This window comes from Paenibacillus urinalis, assembly GCF_028747985.1.
Classification (GTDB): Bacteria; Bacillota; Bacilli; order Paenibacillales; family Paenibacillaceae; genus Paenibacillus; species Paenibacillus urinalis.
This window is the reverse complement of record NZ_CP118108.1, coordinates 4,507,388-4,526,164: the sequence shown is the minus strand read 5'-3', so window position 1 is coordinate 4,526,164 and position 18,777 is coordinate 4,507,388. Positions and strand designations below refer to the sequence as shown.

Here is an 18,777-nt window from a genome sequence, read left to right as displayed (position 1 = left end):
AGGTAAGATAAAGGTAAATAGCAGAAAGGATGGTACACATGAAATTAATGAATTCCAAGGCTGAATTTGACGTATCTATACAATCCTCCAACCTGGTCGTTGCTGTATTTAAGGCGGATTGGTGCGGTGACTGCACCTATATCAATCCATTTATGCCAGAGGTAGAGGAGAAATATGCCGATTCCTTATCGCTTATTCAGGTGGATGTGGATAAAGTGGAGGAGGTCAGTCAGGAGCAGAACATTCTGGGCATTCCGAGCTTTGTTGCTTACACGGATGGCCGGGAATTGATTCGTTTCGTTAATAAAAACCGCAAATCACGCGAGGAGATTGAGACCTTCCTGGATCGTGCGGTTGAAGTGTACAAGTCCATTCATAAATAAGAAACTCAAAAATACACCGTTCTCCTTCTTCCGAAGGGAGCGGTGTTTTGCTGTGTAATGATGGATATACTGAGATGAGTGCAATGAATTGGGATTGATGTGGCAGCTCAGCGTGTTATGAAATAGATTTTATGCGTTAACATTTTGTCACAATCGGTTTATGCTGTGGATTCTTTTATCCGTTATAATTGAAAAAGAGCTGATGGATAGCTTCACCATATTTCATAACAGCAGGTGAATGAAGTTGAAACATATCAAATTGTTAAAATGGGTCAGTTTCGTGACGACCATATTCATGTTTTTTGCCACCTTTGGCGGTGGAGTCGTTACCCGGACAGAGTCCGGACTCGGCTGCGGCAATGAGTGGCCGCTGTGTCATGGTGAATTTGTACCAGCACATACGCTTGCTTCACTTATTGAGTATTCCCATCGCATCGTGAGTTCAACAGCCGGGCTGCTTGCGGTTGCAACCTTTGTGCTCTTCTGGCTGTACAGCAAGAAACGCCGTGATTTACAGATCTTTGCGCTATTGACGTTAATATTTGTCATTATCCAAGGAGGAATGGGTGCACTGGCTGTTGTCTTCTCCCAATCTCCACCCGTGATGGCACTGCACCTTGGGTTTGCGTTTATCTCGCTTGCAAGTGCACTCATGACAACGCTTGGGGCCAGACAGGAAGAGAAGTTTGGAGGTCTTGAACGGTTTGACAGTTTGCCGCGCGTCAGCAAGGGCTTCCGTAATCTGGTATGGATTACCGCAATCTATTCCTACGTGGTTGTTTATACGGGTGCTTTTGTAAGTCATACGAGCTCTGCAGGCGGCTGCTCCGGCTTCCCTCTATGTAATGGAGAGGTTGTGCCTCAGTTGTCTGGCGGAGTCGGCATAGCCTTTATGCACCGAGCAGCTGCATTTCTGCTGGTTGCTGTCGTTGCAGTGCTCAGTCACTATGCTTATCGTCACCACAAGAATAACCGGGAAATGCAGGTGCTTGGGCTGTCAGCGATCGGTCTAATTATTCTTCAAGTGCTCTCTGGTGTTGGACTGATGCTGACAATGAATCGTCCTGAAGTCTACATGTTCGTCGTACTGGCACATATGACAATCATTGCCGTCTTGTTCGGCATGCTGTGCTATATGAGCTATGTCGTGTGGAGACTTGCCAAGCCAGTGGGCAGTAATAAGCTGTAACAGAGCTAGCTGGTAAAAGGGAAAGCTAATCGTTTCACTCGGGCAGTGGTCGCTGCCCGGGATACATAACTCAGGCGTGTGTCACGCACTTGTTAAGCCTTCGGAGATACTCCGCAGGCTTTTGTTTTCAAAATGCCTGATAACGGAATCAATTTCATAATACCTTTAGCTGCTTCAATCAAGGGTATATATAGATCAAAATGATTTTTTAATGAGTTATGGAATTGATTCAACGGGGTACATATCTTGCATGGACTCACCTCTTATCCATCATTCCATCCGTCAGGATTATCAAGTAATTATGGTTGTGAGGTGCAGAATTCGGGAACTATAAGCTGTACAGATGCACAGGAGGACACGCATATGCTTCGAACCTTATTGGGAGAGCCCGCCCGGGTTAACACCGGAGAGTTAAAAGAAGCCATGGATACCATGGCGAAGACACTGCAGCTGCTTGGAGCGGCTATAGATCGAGGAAACGACCCTTCACATGATTATCGCAAGCTCGATATTTGGACCCGAGGTCTGATGACCTCACTTGATGAACTGGAGCAGAGCACTTTTGCTGCCTCTTTCTTTGCCGCCAAAGTTCATTCTTCCTCAACAGAAGATATGGAACCGGATGAGAAGGCGGATTACGCTCGTTATGTTTATTTTTACAAGGATGGCTTTATTCGCATGTTTGCTATTCTCGACAAGCTTGGTAACCTGCTGGATGACTGGTATGATCTTCATACTTCTAAGGTGAAGGTGCATTTCTCTTACTTCACGGTTCTTCGTCAATTTGAATATTTGAAGCAGCATATGCCGCTTGTTCAGGAGCTGAACGATCTTAAAGATCGATATTCAGACTCGATGAATCGTCTGCGAAAACGAAGAAATACAGAAATTCATCACATGAATATTGAGATGGTGGATGATCTGTGGCAGAAGCATCAGACTCTTCATGGCAAAATTGAGCTGGAGGATCTGAAGTCTTTTACACAGGATCTTGAGCTTGGCCTAGAGCTTGTATCCAAGAGCGTGACAGCGGCATTTCATTACATTAATAACAACTGGCAGAAGAGCACATCTATGGCCAAAAATGCTGTCAAATCCTCAACATAAGAAATCCGATAAAAATAATGTAATATTTTCCTTTGACAAGTGGTGTGAAGTATTTTATACTTTCACTTAGTTTCTGAAATTGCTGAAATAAGTAATAAAGTGAGTTAAACACACAATCGCATATATGTTCTTATCGAGAGTGGCGGAGGGACAGGCCCTATGAAGCCCGGCAACCGATTCAGTATTGCAGTCAGTAAGACTGCTGTACCCGAATGACATGGTGCTAAATCCTTCAAGACCGTGAGGTTTCTTACGATCTTGGCAGATGAGAAGGAATCGCTTAATGATAACAAGCCCCTTTTTGTCTAGCAAAAAGGCGGCTTTTTCTTTTTATCAGATATTCTTCCACGAGGGGTTCGGGTAGAAAGCAAGGCATACGGGTAAAACAAGTGTAAAGAAATAGAAGCTCTGACATAGAGAAGAACGGATTGCAGTAAGTAAGGAGGTACCTCATTTGATCGAACTAAAAAATATTAAAAAGGACTACGGCAAAGGAAAACAGGTCACGACGGCCTTATCCGGGCTTAATCTGTCCATTCAAAAGGGTGAAATCTTCGGCGTCATCGGTCATTCCGGCGCAGGGAAGAGCACGCTGATCCGCTTAATTAATTTGCTTGAGCGTCCGACAGCCGGTGAGGTATGGGTCGGAGGCATTAACATGACCAGGCTTGGCAAACAGCAGCTGCAGGCGAAGCGCCGCAAGATCGGTATGATTTTTCAGCATTTTAATCTGCTCAGTTCAGCTACTGTGTATGATAATGTTGCGTTTCCTCTACGGCTCGTGAAGACCAATCAGGCGGAAGTGGATCGTAAAGTGAAGGAGCTGCTAGAGCTGGTTGGTCTGACTGAGCATAGTAAAAAGTATCCTTCTCAGCTCTCAGGCGGTCAGAAGCAGCGCGTTGGTATCGCACGTGCGCTGGCAAGCGACCCGGAAGTGCTGCTATGTGATGAGGCCACCTCAGCACTGGACCCGCAGACGACGAATTCCATACTTAAGCTGCTGCTGGATATCAATAAACGCTTTAATTTGACCATTGTACTAATTACACATGAGATGCATGTGATTCAGTCGATCTGTGATCGTGTCGCCGTCATTCATCAGGGCGGTATTGTGGAAGAGGGGCCGGTGACGGAAGTGTTCCTCAAGCCTCAGCATCCTGTAACCCAGGACTTTATTCTACGTGAAACGGATTCGGGCGACCTGCTCGGTGAAGCCATTATGGCGACACATTTGGAGCATTCCCAAACGGTTAAGATTACGTTTCTTGGAAGCAAAACGTATGATTCGATTCTGTCGCAGACGGCTAGAAGGCTTGGTATTGATTTTGCCATCCTGCAAGGAACCATCTCAACTATTAAGCAAGTGCCTTATGGACAGCTTACGGTAAGACTTGAAGGTCCTCCTGAGCTGATTCGCAGTACGATAGATGAGCTTGTGTCACAAGGGCTAGAAGTGGAGGTGATGGCATGATGGGGCTTGATTTTTCCGTCATCAACTGGGATGAATTCCAGAAGGCCACTTTAGATACATTAAAGATGCTGGGGGCATCCGGACTATTTTCAATTCTTATCGGTCTTCCGCTGGGCATTATTTTGTTCATGACTTCCCGTTCCACATCAGGAATCAACAAGTCTGTTTACAATGTGCTGTCTGTGATTGTTAACATCTTGCGGTCAGTGCCATTCATCATTCTGATTGTGGCGATGATTCCGATTACGAAAGAAATCGTAGGGACGGCGATCGGTGTTCTCGGTACCATTCCTCCGCTTGTTGTGGGGGCAGCGCCGTTCTTTGCCAGACTTGTTGAGACTGCGCTTCGTGAAGTCGACCGCGGTGTCATTGAGGCCTCACAGGCAATGGGCGCATCGACGGGTCAGATTATCTGGAAGGTGCTGATGCCGGAATCTCTACCGGGTCTGCTTGCGGGGATGACCATGACCATTGTTACGCTCGTATCCTACACAGCCATGTCGGGAATGGTCGGTGGTGGAGGGCTTGGTTCTCTCGCCGTCAACTACGGTTACTACCGCTATGAGAATGAAGTGATGATCATTGCTGTTATTATCATGATCGTGCTCGTACAAGCACTGCAGATGATTGGGGATCGCTTAGTGAAGCATTTTACTCGAAGATAATAGAGCAACTGTAAGTTTGTTTTAATTTTACTTTGGATTTAGGGCATGGACGTTGAATGGTTCATCCTTTATCACATATATCGAGATTATATAGGAGGGTCATCTGTAATGAAAAAATGGTTCTTATCTGCATTAACTCTAACTCTGGTTCTGGTACTGGCAGCTTGCGGCAACGATTCCGCTCCCGATACCACAGGAAGTGAAGGCACGGGAAGCACAGAAGAAACAGTAACCTTGAAGGTCGGTGCAACTCCGGTTCCACATGCTGAAATTCTAGAGCAGGTTAAACCAATCCTTGAAGAGCAAGGCGTTAATTTGGAAATTGTTACTTTTAACGACTATGTACAGCCAAACGTACAGCTTGATGAAGGTCAGCTCGATGCGAACTTCTTCCAGCACAAGCCTTACCTGGATAACGAAATCGAGACACGTGGTCTTAAGCTGACTGCTCTCAATCCGGTACATGTGGAGCCGCTTGGTGCTTACTCGAATACAATTACCTCTGCAGATGAGCTGCAGGACGGTGCGAAGATTGCCATTCCAAACGATGCAACCAACGGCGGCCGTGCCCTTATTCTTCTGGACAAGAACGGTATCATCAAATTGACTGATAACACGAACATTGAATCCAAGATCAGCGATATTGCAGAGAATCCAAAAAACCTGGAAATTATCGAAATGGATGCGGCGATGCTTCCTCGTCAGCTGGGTGAAGTAGAGCTTGCTGTAATCAACGTTAACTATGCGCTTGAAGCAGATCTTAACCCATTGGAAGACGCTCTCTTCCTTGAAGATGCAGATTCTCCATATGCGAACCTGCTCGTATCCCGCGAGGATAACAAGGACAATGAGGCTATTCAGAAGCTGAATGATGCTCTGCAATCCGATGAGATTAAACAGTTCATTGAAGATAATTATGCTGGAGCGATCGTACCTGCATTTTAATTGATTCAAGAAGATGATAAACAGTCCCGTTCGGTACTTTGTTGTTAAAAAAGTGCCGGACGGGACTGTTTCGTATGCCGTTCCTTTCATTCTGTCCTTCCCTATATTATACTGAATTAGTAACCGCTCTTGTTAGAAGGAGGAAGGGATTTGGACAATAAAGTCGCCCTTATTACGGGAAGTGCGAAGGGCCTTGGCAAGATGACAGCTCTTCGGCTGGCTGCTGAAGGCTTCGATATTGCATTAAATTATGTGCATAGCAGGAAAGAAGCGGAAGCTCTTCAAGCGAGATCATGAAGCTTGGTGTGCGTTGTATTGCGGTACAAGCGGATGTCTGTATAGCCGATGATACAGAGCGACTCGTCACCACGGTTGAGAAGGAACTTGGAGAAGTGGACATACTGATTAACAATGCAGGACCGTTCATTCGTGAGCGGAGGCTGTTTGCTGAATATAAGCAAGAAGAGATTATGATGCTGATGCAGGGCAATCTGGTCGGTACGATGCTCCTTGATCATCGGGTGCTGCCTTCCATGCGGCGCAAGAAATGGGGCCGCATCATTCACTTTGGATTCAGCCATGCAGGAGAGGCAAGATCCTGGCCGCAGCGTGCGGTGTATGCGGCTGCCAAGGTAGGACTGGTTTCGTTCACGAAGACATTGGCCGTCGAGGAAGCACCTTATGGAATTACAGTGAATATGATCTGTCCGGGGGATATTAGAGGAGATCATAAAGAAATGACGATTGAAGCGGTCAGCGGGCTCGTTGATAAGGAGACCCCTCGGGGCAGACCTGGCAGCGGGGAAGACGTTGCAAGAGTCATACATTTCTTATGTTTGGAGCAATCGGACTTTATTACCGGTAATATTATGGATATTTCCGGCGGATTGGATCCGATAAGACCGACCATCAAGGATGGGGATTGAGCGCGAGAAGTCCGAAGTGTCTCCAAAAAAAAGAGTCCCGGCTTCTGCACATGACAGAAGCTTCGGGACTCTCTTATATGATGATATGGGATATTAGAATACTTGAACGACTTCTTCTACGCCTTCGACTTCTTCGACTAGCGCGCGTTCGATCCCTGCTTTTAGTGTGATGGTGGAGCTTGGGCAACTACCGCAAGCACCCATCAATTTCAGTTTCACAATACCGTCTTCGACATCGACCAATTCCACGTCACCGCCATCGCGCTGCAGGAACGGACGAAGTTTATCGAGCACGTCAGAGACTTCATCATACATGGTGCTGCTTTGTACGTTTTCGCTCATATTATCAACTCCTTTCCTTCCCTTTATTATAGTATAAATTACGCCAAAATAAAATGGTCAAACCAAAAGCAGGTGAATAAATTGAGACCGATTATTGAATTTTGTACCAATAACATGCACTTTGGTACGGATGAGCTCTTTGAAGAGCTTGAAGAGAATATGGACTATGACGTCATCGAATACGGCTGCCTCAGCAATTGCGGACAATGCAGCATTACCCCTTTTGCACTGGTCAATGGTGAGGTTATCACCGCGGCCAGCCCTAAAGAACTGCATGAAGCCATTTTGTCCAAAATGGCTGAAGCTGACGCATGGGATGACTTGGATATATGAGTTAATTCGCTTGGCGCAAGCTAGCCAAGATGACGCTTAGACATCCAGAGAACACCGCTCTTCAGAATACGCGGAACACGCCCCATCATGGAGGTCTTACCCATGAGCCCAAATCCGGCCTTTTTGCCTAAAGCACCTAGTGTGCCTCTTAGGCGAAGGACCTCGATTTTGGGCTCTTCGTTTCTTAGAAGAGCAGAAATGACATGCGCAATTTGCTCACCTTGCACTTCAGCTGCTTGGGCGCTTGGGGCAAAAGGAAGGCTCGCACAGTCTCCGACAACATAGACTTCTTTGTATTCAGGAATCTGGTAGTACTCGTTCAATTTCACACGACCGCTTGGATCTTTCTCAACAGGCAGATCCTGTACCAATTGTACAGGTTGAATTCCTGCCGTCCACACGATGGCATCAGTCATAATTTCCTCATCTCGATTATAGATTGAGCCAGGCTCAACACGGGAGACAGAAATATGATTCTTGATCTCTACCTGGTGCTCACTGAACCACTCACCCACGTAAGCAGATAGTCGCTGTGGAAATGCAGAGAGAACACGCTCACCGCGATCCAGGATGGTTACGTTCAGGTCTGCACGGCTTTCTCTTATTTCCGCTGCCATTTCAACTCCGCTGAGTCCACCGCCCACAATATGAACATTGGCGTAAGGCTTGAGCTCGCTTAGACGCATATACGTTTCACGAGTGCTCTTGAAGCTTTGTATTGTGCAGCTATGTTCCTCGGCACCTGGAGTGCCATGGAACCGATCGGTGCAGCCAAGGCCGATGACGAGCTGATCATATTCAATCATTTCTTCATTTTGAAGGGAGATGGATTTTGCATCCAGATCAATGCTCGTCACTTCGCCATATCGATATTCTAATTGATGGTGAACCGGGTACTGTACCCGAAGATCATAATCAGACACGGTTCCGGCTGCCAGTGCATAGTATTCTGTCTTCAGACCCTGAAAAGGCATGCGGTCGACCAGCGTGATATGGACATCCTTCGGCAATGCACCTTCAATTAAGTGTTTAACAATGGTGAGGCCGCCGTAGCCGCCTCCAAGTACAACAATATTCTTCATAGCGAAATAACTTCCTTTCCTGATGTGCACCCACATAAAAAGAAGCTGTCTGTTGTCTGGTTATACAAAATATAGAATCGACAGTCCAATATTATGGGTAACGTCGTCTTTGTTGTTATTGTATGGGCTGGCATTCGTGCATAAGTAAGGATCAGCCCCTGCTCGGGAACTGATCCGTTAATAATTAAGAAGTGCAGTAATGGGAGAGTCAACTGATCTTATTCAAATACTTCAATCTCGTTATAGAATGTATCCCGTTCAACTGGAACACGTCCTGCTCCTTTTACGAGCCAGATCAGCTCCTTGCGGGTGAGTCCCGCTGGAGTCAGAGCACCTGCTGCGTGACTGATCTGTTCACGGACAATTGTGCCATGAACGTCAGAGGCTCCAAAGCTTAAGGAGACCTGAGTCAGCTGAGCTCCAATATTAATAAAGTAGGCTTTGATGTGGTCGAAATTATCAAGCATGAGTCTTGAGATCGCAATGGTCTTCAGATCCTCATAGGCGGAATTGCGGCGCATGATGCCGGCGTTCTTGCTCTTCGGCTGCATGGATAGCGGGATAAATACGAGGAATCCCTTCGTCTCATCCTGCAGCTCGCGAATTTGCAGCATATGGTTAATTCGGTCTTCATAGGATTCCACAGATCCGTACAGCATTGTGGTATGTGTCTTCATGCCAAGCTGATGGGCCGTGCGGTGAACCTCCAAGTAACGATCTACATTTGCCTTGGTAACCTTCATTTTTCTACGATATTCATCGGAGAGGATTTCTGCCCCGCCCCCGGTAAGGGATTGGAGTCCAGCCTTCATCAGCTCCTGCAGTACTTCCTTGATGCTGAGGCCGCTGATGCGGGTGAAGAAATCAATCTCAGCAGCGGTGTAGGCTTTCAGTGTGACATTCGGATATTTCTCGTTTAAAGCAGCGAGGGAATCGACATAATATTGAAAAGGCACATGCTGATTATGCCCGCCGACGATATGGAATTCCCGTACTCCCGGATGAATGTGCTGCTCCACATAATCAATCATTTCTTGTCCTGACAGCGTGTAGGAGCCTTCCTCGCCCTGATCTTTGCGGAAGTTGCAGAAGGCGCAGCGCGCTTCACACACATTGGTGAAATAGAGGCTCATGTTCTCAATAAAATAAACTTTCTTTCCGTTCTTACGAAGATTTACTTCGTTAGCAAGCTGTCCGATCGTTAGCAGATCGTCGCTCTCATACAAGTAAACACCATCCTCAAGCGTTAGACGCTGACCATTCTGTACCTTCTCAATGATGGCAGCCATCTTCGAGTCCGTATGGGGTGTAATAAGGGTGGACATGCGTATTCCTCCTAGTCCGTACTTTTTTGGTTTGTGCCGTGACCATTAATTCATGCTCTCATATAGGTTTACCCGTAGGAGTCCCAAGATCAAACTTCAATAATGAATGGTTGTGAAAAAAGTTACAACTACATTTATGACAGCAACTGGATACACTGTGACGAAATATCGACAGTTTGGCTTCAAATACCCTACCTATTATAAACCTCACATTTCGTAGGTTCAATATCTGGAAATAAAAAGAGTACATTCTTAATAAAAAGCATACCGAAAATGCGGATAGGTAACTCTTGAGGTACGAAAGTCACTGGAGTATAATTTAGTTATCAGGAAAGAAGGAGGTAAGACTTATGATTAATATTAGCGAGACAGCGGCAGAGCATCTGAAAGATATGCTCGAACAGCAGGAAACTCCGAACATGTTTCTCCGTCTTGGTGTGACACCGGGAGGCTGCACAGGGTTCTCCTATGCGATGGGGTTTGATGATAACGAAACAGACGATGATGTATATATGACAATTCAAGATATGAAAGTAGTCGTGGAGAAGGACAGCCTTCGCTTCCTCGACGGACTTGAGATCGACTTTGAAGAATCCGGTATGACGGGTGGTTTCACCATTCATAATCCCAACGCCATTGCGACTTGTGGCTGTGGTTCTTCCTTCCGTACAGCTACGGACGCGGGTAAACCGAACGAAGAGCCTTGCTAATCGTTGGAAGTTATAGTTTCTTAAGTATTAAGACGCTGTGAATTTGACCTTCTGAGCTATGTAAGCAGTATGCTTATTTAGTCCAGAAGGTTTTTCGTTTATCATGAAGCTTAGACAGACTTAGTTAAGTCAGCATAGAGGGGAGCTTGTCAGTGTGAGTTGGTTCTTTGCAGGTGTTTTTTGGCTGGTTTCTTTATCGGCCTTCATTTTTGGGTTGAATTTAACAAGAGAATTACATAAGAGCACAGACTATAACTCAAACGATTCCTCAGCAGGGTGGTTTTTTGATATCTTTTCCTCAATTACAAGGCTGATCATGGCCTTCTTTAGCATCCTTCCTTGGTGGCTTGCAAGGACTGTTCTTTTTGGAATTAGTATTATAATGTTTCTATTAGGAATTAATGTAATGAAAATAATGTAACTACGTATATCAGTTTCTACGTTTTCTTGGCATCCACGATAAGTGACACGAACCCGAGCTGCTCTCCTGTATTCCTATGGTCAAATTGTTTGGAGCGGTAGATGAATCCGTCCTGCGGATTCCACTCCTTTTCATGAAACTTGCCTTGCTCATCGCAATATTCCAGTAAAGAAACTATAAAGCCAGCCTCTTCAAACATGGACGTATGACTTCATATTTCATGCCGAACTTCCGATACAAACTTTATATCATTGTTCTTTGGGAACGGTATAAAGGGGAAATCATACTGATACATAAAATGATAAGGAACACGTTATTTTTACTTGTCGTGATAGCACTACTTGTTATTGTCGTGAGGAAGGTATCCGAGCCTGTCTTCTCTGAATTGATTACTCAGCCGATTACCGATAAAATAGCGCGAGATGCACTGGAGGATCTGCCACTTCCTCCGTCGCAGAAGGAACTGATTGCATATGCTCAGCAGCTTGCCGAGGAGGGGACAGTGCAATATTCTACAGACCTGACCCTGCAGTACGAACAGGCATCGGGTGATCGTAAGGGCATTATGACGGCTGCTTACAAGGAAACGCTGCTTGGCTTTATTGATATGGAATCTTCATCGCTGGCCGAGATTTCTAATCGTCCGATCTATGAAGAGAAGGTGATGATATCGAGCTCTCTGGCGGCGGATATAGAGGGAGAGCAATATGCACAGACCCGTGCAGATCAAGATCAGCAGGCTGGCATGGATGACATGCAGCAAGAGCAGGAGCCAGGTATGAAGCAGCAGGATAATGAACAGAAGCAAGAAGCGCATAAGGAAGATAGTGAGGTACAAGATAAGCTTATAACGACAGACACTTTGGCTTCTGATGTTAAAGTAGGGGATGTGACGGATAGGGATGAAGGTTCCAGTTCAGGAAGCACCAATACGAGCTCCGAATCCACTGACGTCGCAGCTGACAGCGAGGTCCCGACCGCAGGCAATGAAGGAGTAGCTTTATATGTAAATGAGGTATACTTTGACCGTTATCCTAATCTTGAGGAGGCGCTTCGGCTGGCAGCACTGGTTGAAAATGCCGCATTGATTGATCTGCGTACAGAGCAAGTCGTCTGGGACAATTATAAGCGCAGCACAGATTAGCCGGTGCAATAACACTATACCCCTATAAAAATTTCACTTCATAATCGCGTAAGTATTCAATAGCATCTATGACAATTTCCCTGAACATATGTTAGCATATAGACATGGAAATTCTAAGTTGATACTACATCACGAGATCATGAAAAGTGAGGTATACAATATGCTTGAAATGGAACGGATTCATCATGTCAGTCTTGCGGTTCGGGATATCGAGCGCGCCCATGCTTTTTATTCGGAAAAGCTGAAGTTTAAGCGGCTGGAGCGTCCGCCCTTTAACTCCACGGGAGTATGGTATGCGATCGGGGAGCATCAACAGCTGCATTTATTGGAGCATCCTGCAGGAGATACGCTGAGAGAGCGTGGAATTGACACGACGGATGGACATTTTGCAATATGGGTGAAGAGTCATAAGGCGACAATTGAATGGCTGGAGTCTCAGAACATCCCGTATGAAGCAAGACCCGACAGTGTTGCTGGATTTGCCCAAATTTTCATTCTGGACCCCGACCACAATATTATTGAATTTGGTGCCCCGTATTCTTCCTAATATGCCGGCACTACGCCAGCTTCGATCTATATAAAAAAACGACTACCTTTTATTCGTTAGGATTCGGCCCATCTAAAAATGGACTGAATTCTAAAGAATACGTAGTCGTCCTCGTATATTAAACTTCCGTTTGGAAAATGACCGTGTCACGGGAATAATGATGCTCTCTGCCGTCTTCACTTCTTAACCGCACTTTATCATTGGAGAACATTTCTACATGACCCCGGGCAATTTCGCAATAGACGCCAGCAGAATCCTCCTGCCAAACGGAAACGACGGTTTGAGATAAGGCCGCAGTAAAAAACTCGATGTTTTTTTGCAGCGTTCTGGATTTATTGGAATTCATCGTATCCTCCTTCTTTCGTAAGGTGACAACTACGTTCACGTATAATAGCACTGACGTAAACACTTTACCCTACTCTATTCTCTATTGTAAAGCATCCCGTCAAATTTGGTAGAAACATTCTCATATTTTTAGTAACTTGATATTCAAGAATCGCAATATGGGTCAACCTTGGGTGATTTTACATTGCGTTTACACAAAGAGTTTACAATAAAAATGAATAACTATTATAGAAAAAGAGAGTAAGCTCAATCAAGCTTCGAACAATACGCTTCATGAGTGAGGGAAGTATGAAAAAGGAGAATTATAATCACGACATGAACCCATATCTGAATCGGGATTTAAGCTGGCTGGAATTCAACAGAAGAGTGCTTGAAGAAGCACAGAGCCCGGATACACCCCTGCTGGAACGCGTCCGCTTCCTATCCATTGTCACGACCAACCTGGATGAGTTTATGAGCGTACGTGTAGCAGAGACCAGAGAGAAGATCAAGGCTGGCTTCACGAAAAAGGACTTTACCGGATATACAGCAACAGGTCTATATCGAAGACTGATGAAACGAACGATGAAAATGGTCAGTGAGCAGTATCGTTCATACCGTGATTTGCTGAGACAACTGAGCAAAAAGGGGATCGTATTTATGGAATATACGGACCTGAATGCAACCCAGCAAAAAGCGATGGAGCAATATTTTCACGATATTGTATTTCCCGTGCTGACACCTATGGCTGTAGACTCCAGCAGGCCTTTTCCACTCGTACACCATAAATATGTGTATTTGGCCGTAGTTTTGCGCAAGGAAGATAGCAAGGAAGCGAATGATCATTATTTTGCGATTGTACAGGTTCCTTCTAATATTCCGCGTGTCATCTCAGTTCCGCTGCGTTCTAATAGCAAGAAGAAATCATTCATACGAATTGAAGAACTGATAAAACATCATATTCATTCATTGTTCAGCGGGTACATTCCAGAAGCCGTTCATGGCTTTAGACTAACGCGAAATTCGGACTTGTACATCAATGAGGAAGAAGCAGAGGATTTGCTCGAAGAGATTGAAAAAGAGCTGAGAAGACGCAGAAGAGGTGCGCCTGTACGTCTTGAAGTGGAGCAGGGAATTCATCCGTATGCACTTGAATATTTACAGGAAGAATTCTCGATAGGCTCTGATGAAATATTCGAAATTCAAGGGCCGATGGATCTTGGATTTCTAAGTGGATTTGTGGATCAGCTCGAAGGATATACCCATTTGAAATATCCCTCCATCAAGCCTGTTTATCCAGATATCTTCAATACTGAGGAGAGCATGTTCCGCATACTGCGAAGACAGGACGTATTGCTGTACCATCCATATGAGTCTTTTGATGCGGTTACGGATTTTGTAGAAGAGGCATCCGAGGATTCGCAGGTCATGGCAATCAAGATGACCTTGTATCGGGTCAATGGAGACTCCAGACTGATTGCAGCACTTGCTCATGCGGCAGAGATGGGCAAGCAGGTGACCGTTGTTGTCGAGCTGAAGGCGAGATTTGATGAAGAGCGAAACATCGCTTGGGCGAGGAAGCTGGAGAAGGCAGGCTGCCATGTCGTATACGGCCTTGTCGGTCTGAAGACACATGCCAAGATCATTCTCGTCGTTCGAAAAGAACAAAATATGCTCAAGAGATACGTCCATGTAGGCACAGGCAATTATAATGCGAGCACAGCACGGGTGTATACAGATATCGGACTTCTTACTTCAGATCCGCAGATCGGCGAGGATGCTTCTGAAGTATTTAACGAAATAACGGGATATTCCGCAGCCCAAGGCTTGCAGCAGCTTCATATCGCACCGGATGGACTGAAATCAAGGCTGTTCGAGTTGATACGCAGAGAAGCAGAAAATGCAGCACAGGGTAAACCGGCTCAAATCATCGCCAAGATTAATTCCCTGTCCAACCAGGAGTTGATTGACGAGCTCTACGCTGCTTCACAGGCAGGAGTCAAGATTCAGCTGATCGTTAGAGGTGTATGCTGCCTTCGTCCCGGAATAGAAGGGCTTAGCGAGAATATCCGGGTCATCAGTATCGTTGACCGGTTCCTTGAGCATTCACGTATATTTTATTTTCAGAACCATAAAGATCCAGAGGTCTACCTATCCAGTGCGGACTGGATGACTCGTAATCTAAATCGCCGGATTGAGCTGATGTGTCCAGTGCATGATCCACAGCTTAAGCAAACGATTGTCAATATATTGGAATTATCGTTACAAGACAATGTGAAGGCCCGGCTCCTTCTATCGAACGGGAATTATGTTCCTGTTACGAATGATGAGCCGAGCCTGAGAAGTCAATTCGAAGCACTTAAGATCAAAACGTGGAAGAAAGAGAAAGCGACCATTTCAAGCTAAGCTTCCAGGCCTTCTCAACATCTTTCTTAGCCTCCGTTAGTTCCACCAGTTCCACAGACGGCTCCCTGCTGCAGCTTAACTGCAGGTGCAGGGCGTCGTCTGTTTTTTGCATTTCCACCCTTTGGATCGCTTTTCCTCCACTGTATAAAGCTCGGGCGAGCTTAAGCAGGGAGCCGATTTGGTGTATTTTCTCCACATCTGCAGATGTCAAAATATCCAAATGATCTTGGATTTGCTTGGGCGTACGGTTCTTATGGTAATCACAGACGATAGCAGAGATGACCGTTTCTCGATGACTGAGTCCCCACATGCCTTTGTTCATGAGCCAATACATGGAATGGGAGCTTGCCCGGTGGTGATGTACCCGCTCTCCTAATCTGTGAAGCATAGACACAGCATAAATGATGCGCTCATCCTGTGTCTGTCCTTGGCCTATAAGTGTAGTGTGAAGTCGCTTCATTAGGCTGTAGACTTGATCAAGCTCCTCCTGCGGTGCAAGTGAATCATAGGCAAGAGCATTGTGGACACTCTTGTACAAGACATCCTGATCCATAAACTGAGGAAATTGCCGATGAAGGGGCTCATAGAACAACCCGTCACGAAGTCCTGCTCCGCTCACCACATAATGGGTAGACCGTAATAGCTCGAAGATCGTCTGCAGCAGAATAATACCAGGAATGATCAGATCGGTTCGATCCTTGGATAAGCCAGGGGTCTTCTTGCGCTGGTCATATGGAATATATGGAAGCGTGTCATAGAAGGACTGAATATCAGCTTTGCTCATCATGTACCCGTGCATAAGCGGAAGGGAATAGGCTTGTCTCTTCTGAACCATTTTTGCCAAGGCACGAACGGTGCCGCCAAGACCGACGAGTGGAAGATTTGGATGTGTCAGCAGCCACTCCTCCTCCTTCAAGGCCGTAAGGATCGACTGTTTGAATCCTTGCACGGTTTCTGAACGCCAGTAATCGGCTGTGCCGTAACGTGCATGAGAATTAACCGCACCATATGGGATCGATAAGCTTGCTCGATACTCGCGGTTAAGGAACAGTGTGATCTCTGTACTTCCTCCTCCGATATCAATGATATATCCGTCCTGGAGGGGGATGGATTCTCGCACACCGAGAAACCCAAGTCGTCCTTCGTCCTCTCCGGAAATAAGCTCAACGGTAAGTCCGGTCGCCGCTCTGATCCAGCCTGTAATCTCCTCGCTGTTTGCAGCGTTTCGAATGGCTGCGGTCGCCGCTGCCCGGATATGTAAGACACGGTATGCTGAACAGATATCCTGATAGCTCAGCAGAACGGGAATGATCGTATCTATATTTTCTTTGGTGATGGTGCCGTCAGGACTCACTTTTTGACTGAGCCTAGCTGCATACTTTTTCTCATGGAGAACTCTATGCTCTCCTGAATGAAGTACTTCGTATATTACGAGTCGGATCGAGTTCGATCCAATATCAATGATGCCAGTTCGATGATTCATGTCAGCAAGCCACTCCTTTTTGTGAGACTCCCAGGTGATTCCTGATTGAATATTGCATTATTACCATCCTATCGCTTGTTAGATGCATATATACTCGAATGAAATCAGTACCAGGTTTATGTAAAAAGCCCACGTCTAAATATATGTACTATATTGTAACAGCTTAAACAGACAGCATAAACAAAAAAACCGCCTCTCCAGATAGGAGCAAGCGGATATTTTGCACATCACGGTTTATTGCTTTACGAAGTAATGAACTCAATGACACTGATAAAAATACCTGTAAAGATGAGAGAGAAGACGATACAGCCAATTCCAAAACCGATATGCTTCTTGTCACGGATAAATTTAATGCCTGTCACGAAAGTAAGAATCGTTACAGCAACAAGTACGAGAACGATGGCAAAATAAGCGACCCCGTATAGACTTTCAATAAATTGCGCCACTTTAGTTAGTGCTCCCTTCCAGGGTTATAATCTGCTTGCAATGTTTCTATAAGTTTAACCAAAACAGGCTCTCTACAAAGGCATACATACAAGAGAAGCAAGTCTTCCGCCAATATATATGTAGTATATACCACGCTTAAGTTCATCCTTAAATCTTATATAGAGGGGAGAAGGAAGAAAATGAGCTTGACGATCGGAAGTAAGTGGTTAAAAACACAAGTGCTCCTGAGCAATGCCTCTGTTGCTAATCATATCCCAGAAACCTGCTTGTTTACCAAGCAGCATCTGAAAAATATGTTACAAAAATACGGAATGGTATTTGTTAAGCCCGTCCATGGAGGCGGAGGAGCCGGTGTCATTCGTGTTAAGCAAGAGCAGACAGGTTATTCATACACCAAACTGTCACGCCGACTGACGTTTTCGAATTTTGATCTTATGTATGCCTCGCTTCTGAGAGCAAAGAAGAGAAGAAGCTATCTAATACAGCGTGGAATAGAGCTGGCTCAGATCGGAGGCAGACCGATCGATTATCGTGTCAAATTCGTCAAGCAGGAGGCAGGCTGGAAGATCACGGCTATGCTGGGAAGACTGGCTCGACCCGGCCTTGTGATAACCAATGTATGCAAGGGCGGAACCTTAATTAAAGGACGGCTGGCATTACAGCAGTCACTTCCCCACATCAGCGCTCGGTCGAAGCAGCAGGAGATGCGGAATTTAACACGTGTCTGTACGGCTATCTTAGAAGAAAGGTTCCCGGGACTCGGACAATTGGGCTTTGATTATGGACTTGACCATTCGGGAAAGATCTGGATTCTGGAAGTCAATACAAGACCTCAATAATGGTTCTTCATGTAATGATGCAGTCTCCTCATTCTATCAAATTTTAATATAACTGAATCAATTTCATAAATCATTAAAAAGGTAGAATTGAAACTATATATAGACAAACGAAATCATTTTGATCTATATATACTCTTGATTAAAGCAGCTAAAGGTATTATGAAATTGATTCAACTAGAAAAAAATTTTGAGAAGGTTTTCAGAGAAAATGACCTGTGTATAAATATTATCCACATAATCCACTTGCCAAAAATATAGATTTATCATAATTATTAACATTTTATACACAGGATTTCCACAAGTGGATGTGGATATCAAGAACGCTTGTTCTACTTTTTATTCTCTGATATGATAGCTTTGAGGAATAAATAGGAAAGGTTGTGTCGGACACATGGCTATGCTCTCAGATGAGACGCTGCTCGATTCTTACCATATGGCAATCGAGCTTCAGCTTGATGTCGATTTCATAGCATTATTATTAGAAGAAATCCACAAGCGCAGATTGCATACCGACGTATCTTCCGTTCTGCACTAGAAATCCTCGATTTGTGGACGGTCAGATCCTTCCAGGCACATACCAGGTATCAGCTGCATAAGAGAATTCCGTCAGACAATGGGGACAATGCATTAAGTGTATGCATTGATTGGCTGCTGCTGGTATCGTTTGAGCGTGGGAAGATGCGACATA

General features: G+C 45.2%; 19 protein-coding genes, 2 pseudogenes and 1 riboswitch. Of the genes and pseudogenes, 14 read left to right on the top strand and 7 right to left on the bottom strand.

Going from position 1 to position 18,777, the window contains the following annotated elements; all coding sequences use genetic code 11:
• Positions 1–38: 38 nt before the first annotated feature.
• From PUW25_RS20915 to PUW25_RS20885, 7 genes and pseudogenes are all read left to right on the top strand, one after another.
• Entirely contained in the window at positions 39–383 is a 345-nt protein-coding gene (locus tag PUW25_RS20915) for a thioredoxin family protein (protein WP_047913551.1), read from the top strand.
• Between the two features lie 244 nt (positions 384–627).
• A complete protein-coding gene (locus tag PUW25_RS20910; protein ID WP_377783605.1) occupies positions 628–1,572 on the top strand; it encodes a COX15/CtaA family protein in 945 nt (314 codons plus the stop codon).
• Positions 1,573–1,935: 363 nt separating this feature from the next.
• Positions 1,936–2,679 carry a Cthe_2314 family HEPN domain-containing protein gene (locus PUW25_RS20905; protein ID WP_205054912.1) on the top strand — a complete coding sequence of 248 codons (744 nt, stop codon included), beginning with the start codon at positions 1,936–1,938 and terminating at the stop codon, positions 2,677–2,679.
• Positions 2,680–2,806: 127 nt separating this feature from the next.
• Positions 2,807–2,951, top strand: a riboswitch (SAM riboswitch).
• A gap of 182 nt (positions 2,952–3,133) precedes the next feature.
• Positions 3,134–4,150, top strand: a complete 1,017-nt coding sequence (locus PUW25_RS20900) for a methionine ABC transporter ATP-binding protein (RefSeq protein WP_047913554.1) — start codon at positions 3,134–3,136, stop codon at positions 4,148–4,150.
• Positions 4,147–4,815, top strand: a complete 669-nt coding sequence (locus tag PUW25_RS20895) for a methionine ABC transporter permease (RefSeq protein ID WP_205054913.1) — start codon at positions 4,147–4,149, stop codon at positions 4,813–4,815. Before PUW25_RS20900 ends, PUW25_RS20895 begins: the two co-directional genes overlap by 4 nt.
• Before the next feature lie 108 nt (positions 4,816–4,923).
• Positions 4,924–5,760 (top strand): MetQ/NlpA family ABC transporter substrate-binding protein, encoded by an 837-nt coding sequence (locus PUW25_RS20890; RefSeq protein ID WP_047913556.1) that lies wholly within the window; start codon positions 4,924–4,926, stop codon positions 5,758–5,760.
• 150 nt (positions 5,761–5,910) lie between these two features.
• Positions 5,911–6,686, top strand: a pseudogene (locus tag PUW25_RS20885) (SDR family oxidoreductase).
• Between the two features lie 93 nt (positions 6,687–6,779).
• Here PUW25_RS20885 and PUW25_RS20880 read toward each other — a convergent pair.
• Complete coding sequence (locus PUW25_RS20880; RefSeq protein ID WP_047913558.1) at positions 6,780–7,028, bottom strand: NifU family protein; 249 nt, start codon at positions 7,026–7,028, stop codon at positions 6,780–6,782.
• Positions 7,029–7,109: 81 nt separating this feature from the next.
• Here PUW25_RS20880 and PUW25_RS20875 point away from each other — a divergent pair, with 81 nt between their 5' ends.
• Positions 7,110–7,361, top strand: coding sequence for a YuzB family protein (locus tag PUW25_RS20875; RefSeq protein WP_081872711.1), 252 nt, complete (start codon positions 7,110–7,112; stop codon positions 7,359–7,361).
• Between the two features lie 20 nt (positions 7,362–7,381).
• Here PUW25_RS20875 and PUW25_RS20870 read toward each other — a convergent pair whose 3' ends face one another.
• Together PUW25_RS20870 and mqnE are read right to left on the bottom strand one after the other, a co-directional pair.
• Positions 7,382–8,443 (bottom strand): NAD(P)/FAD-dependent oxidoreductase, encoded by a 1,062-nt coding sequence (locus PUW25_RS20870; protein WP_047913559.1) that lies wholly within the window; start codon positions 8,441–8,443, stop codon positions 7,382–7,384.
• Positions 8,444–8,661: 218 nt separating this feature from the next.
• Positions 8,662–9,768: an aminofutalosine synthase MqnE gene (mqnE, locus tag PUW25_RS20865; protein WP_047913560.1), complete on the bottom strand. Its 1,107-nt coding sequence runs from the start codon at positions 9,766–9,768 to the stop codon at positions 8,662–8,664.
• Positions 9,769–10,118: 350 nt separating this feature from the next.
• Between mqnE and PUW25_RS20860 the strand changes: the two genes are divergently transcribed.
• A complete protein-coding gene (locus tag PUW25_RS20860; protein WP_047913561.1) occupies positions 10,119–10,478 on the top strand; it encodes a HesB/IscA family protein in 360 nt (119 codons plus the stop codon).
• A gap of 437 nt (positions 10,479–10,915) precedes the next feature.
• On the opposite strand, the pseudogene PUW25_RS20855 reads toward PUW25_RS20860, so the two are convergent.
• Positions 10,916–11,104: pseudogene (locus PUW25_RS20855) on the bottom strand (class I SAM-dependent methyltransferase); the annotation flags it as partial.
• Positions 11,105–11,227: 123 nt separating this feature from the next.
• On the opposite strand from PUW25_RS20855, the gene PUW25_RS20850 reads away from it, so the two are divergent.
• Both PUW25_RS20850 and PUW25_RS20845 read left to right on the top strand, forming a co-directional pair.
• Positions 11,228–12,043 (top strand): hypothetical protein, encoded by an 816-nt coding sequence (locus tag PUW25_RS20850; protein WP_274337479.1) that lies wholly within the window; start codon positions 11,228–11,230, stop codon positions 12,041–12,043.
• A gap of 160 nt (positions 12,044–12,203) precedes the next feature.
• Positions 12,204–12,590 carry a VOC family protein gene (locus PUW25_RS20845; protein WP_047913564.1) on the top strand — a complete coding sequence of 129 codons (387 nt, stop codon included), beginning with the start codon at positions 12,204–12,206 and terminating at the stop codon, positions 12,588–12,590.
• A 118-nt stretch (positions 12,591–12,708) separates the two neighbouring features.
• Here PUW25_RS20845 and PUW25_RS20840 read toward each other — a convergent pair whose 3' ends face one another.
• Positions 12,709–12,936, bottom strand: a complete 228-nt coding sequence (locus PUW25_RS20840; protein WP_047913565.1) for a hypothetical protein — start codon at positions 12,934–12,936, stop codon at positions 12,709–12,711.
• A 287-nt stretch (positions 12,937–13,223) separates the two neighbouring features.
• On the opposite strand from PUW25_RS20840, the gene ppk1 reads away from it, so the two are divergent.
• Positions 13,224–15,320 (top strand): polyphosphate kinase 1, encoded by a 2,097-nt coding sequence (gene ppk1, locus PUW25_RS20835; protein ID WP_152557823.1) that lies wholly within the window; start codon positions 13,224–13,226, stop codon positions 15,318–15,320.
• Here ppk1 and PUW25_RS20830 read toward each other — a convergent pair.
• On the bottom strand, positions 15,280–16,803 hold the full coding sequence (locus PUW25_RS20830; protein WP_205054914.1) for a Ppx/GppA phosphatase family protein: 1,524 nt from the start codon (positions 16,801–16,803) through the stop codon (positions 15,280–15,282). The two genes, ppk1 and PUW25_RS20830, sit on opposite strands and share 41 nt — an antisense overlap.
• 242 nt (positions 16,804–17,045) lie before the next feature.
• Positions 17,046–17,249 carry a hypothetical protein gene (locus PUW25_RS20825; protein WP_047913568.1) on the bottom strand — a complete coding sequence of 68 codons (204 nt, stop codon included), beginning with the start codon at positions 17,247–17,249 and terminating at the stop codon, positions 17,046–17,048.
• 180 nt (positions 17,250–17,429) lie between these two features.
• Between PUW25_RS20825 and PUW25_RS20820 the strand changes: the two genes are divergently transcribed.
• Complete coding sequence (locus PUW25_RS20820; protein ID WP_047913569.1) at positions 17,430–18,089, top strand: YheC/YheD family protein; 660 nt, start codon at positions 17,430–17,432, stop codon at positions 18,087–18,089.
• Between the two features lie 391 nt (positions 18,090–18,480).
• Positions 18,481–18,624 (top strand): sporulation histidine kinase inhibitor Sda, encoded by a 144-nt coding sequence (gene sda, locus PUW25_RS20815; protein WP_152557820.1) that lies wholly within the window; start codon positions 18,481–18,483, stop codon positions 18,622–18,624.
• Positions 18,625–18,777: the final 153 nt, after the last annotated feature.